Source organism: bacterium (assembly GCA_036524115.1).
GTDB lineage: Bacteria > JAUVQV01 > JAUVQV01 > JAUVQV01 > DATDCY01 > DATDCY01.
Window position 1 is genome coordinate 1 of the sequence record DATDCY010000274.1, and the last position, 1,865, is coordinate 1,865.

Below are 1,865 nucleotides of genomic sequence, written 5' to 3' on the forward strand. Positions count from 1 at the left end.
GCCCGAGCGCGAGGCGCAGCGTGCGGGCCAGCCGGCCCGGCGGGCGTGGCGACACCGGCTCCGCGGCGGCGCGGTCAGCGTCCGCCATAGAGCAACGCGAGCTTCTCCCGAACGTCCGCGAGCTGCCGCCGTCCCCAGGCGAAGTAGGCGGCGCGGAAGCGCTCGTACTCCCCGTCGTCCTCCGGCTCGCCGGGACGGCGCCGCGCCTCGCGCGCCAGCAGCGCCTCGTAGCGGCGCTCGAACGCCAGCAGGTTGTACTCCACGTCCGTGAAGCGCGCGTCCGCGAGCAGCTCGCCCACCCGCCGGCTCTCGGTGCCGAAGAGGTCCGTCAGCGTGAAAAAGGTTAGCTCCGTGTCGTACACCGCGTTGCGCTGATGCACCGGGATCACCCGGAAGAGGGTGCCGTGCCCGACCGGCAGCCACCCCTCGCGCAGCACCAGGCGCCGCAGTGCCAGCCGCTCCCAGACGGCGAGGGGGTCCTCGATCTCCAGCCCGGCCAGGAGCGCCGCGTCCGAGAACTGGTCGACGGGGATCGCGAGGTTGAAGAACTGCAGCGCCATGAAGGCGCGCACCGACTGGCGCTCCCAGAGGCCGGCGGCCGCGAGCGCGTTGTGCAGGACGTGGGCGCAGTTGTCGGAGATGCCGCTCCAGCGGTACTCGCGGCCGCGGCCGGCGTAGGCGTCGTTGAGCCCGTTGAGGTAGGCGACCGTGCGCGCGAGGGCGGCCTCCGGCACGGGGAAGCGGACGCAGTACGCCGACCTCCCGTACGCCAGCGCGAAGTCCGTGCCGAGGAAGTTGTCGATCGCCGTCCGCTCGCCGACCGTGCCCCCCCCGGGGGCGGCGGGCGCGGGATCCACGTGCGTCTCGACCCCCGCGAAGACGCCCTGCTCGGTGGCGCGGCGCACCGCGGCCTCCAGGTGCTGGCGGTCGAGCAGCTCGTAGCGCCCGACGTCGCCATAGAAGAACAGCCGCTCGCCCGGGACGGCCACCCAGTTGACGTTCTTCAGCACCCGGTCGACGGAGACGCCGGTGCCGGACTCGGGCCCCGCGGGGTCGGCCGCGGCCGGATCGCAGAGCCGCAGGCGCGGGTAGGGGGCGGCCGGGTCGCGACAGACGCCCTTGAGGAAGAGCACCGCGTGTCCCGCGGGCCCGCCGGCGCCGGCGAACCGCGGGCGGATCCGGCTCGTCGCGCAGACCTCGATCGAGCGCTGGTAGAGCCGGTCATAGGCGGGCTCGGGACGCGTCGCGCGCACGACCGCGTCGCGCGAGGTGACGCAGCCGCCCAGCACGATGAGCGGCAGCGCGGCCGCGCAGCCCCGCAGCAGGGCCCGGGGCGCGGTCGGGAATCGGAATCTGACCATGGCGCTGCTGTATTATACTGCCCGCCGTCGAAGGAGGTGGCCCCATGCAGGTCGACCCGAAGTACGTGCTGGAGCGCTTCCGCGGGATGAGCCGCGAGGAACTGCTGGAGGAGACGGCCCTGCGCGCCGACGAGTACGTCCCCGAGGTCTGCCGGATGCTCGAGGACGAGGCCCGCGCGCGGGGCATCACGCCCGAGCAGATCGAGGCCTGCCGTCGCGGCGCCGGCGCGCCCGCGCCCGAGCCGGAGGCGACGATCGACTTCCCCGCGCTCATCACCTCGGCGATGGACAGGCAGGACCTGCGCGAGTTCGTCGAGGCACTGCGCGGCGAGGGGATCCCGGCCGTGGTGCGCGAGGTCGACACCCGCGCCTTCCACGGCTCCGGGTGCGCCATCGGCCGCTGGGGGCTCTTCGTCCCCGGGCCGCACGCGTCGGCGGCCGCGCGCCGGATCGAGGGGCTCGTGCCCGCCGGCGAGCCGGGGGGCGCGGCCGGCTGCGGGGGCT

The 1,865-nt window shown here is 74.9% G+C and carries 2 protein-coding genes; one reads left to right on the plus strand and one right to left on the minus strand.

The features are described 5' to 3' along the window. Nucleotides 1–74: 74 nt before the first annotated feature. Nucleotides 75–1,361, minus strand: coding sequence for a hypothetical protein (locus tag VI078_13085; protein HEY6000216.1), 1,287 nt, complete (start codon nt 1,359–1,361; stop codon nt 75–77). Nucleotides 1,362–1,405: 44 nt separating this feature from the next. Between VI078_13085 and VI078_13090 the strand changes: the two genes are divergently transcribed. Further along, nucleotides 1,406–1,865 (plus strand): hypothetical protein (locus VI078_13090; protein ID HEY6000217.1); only part of this gene is annotated, 460 nt, incomplete at its 3' end.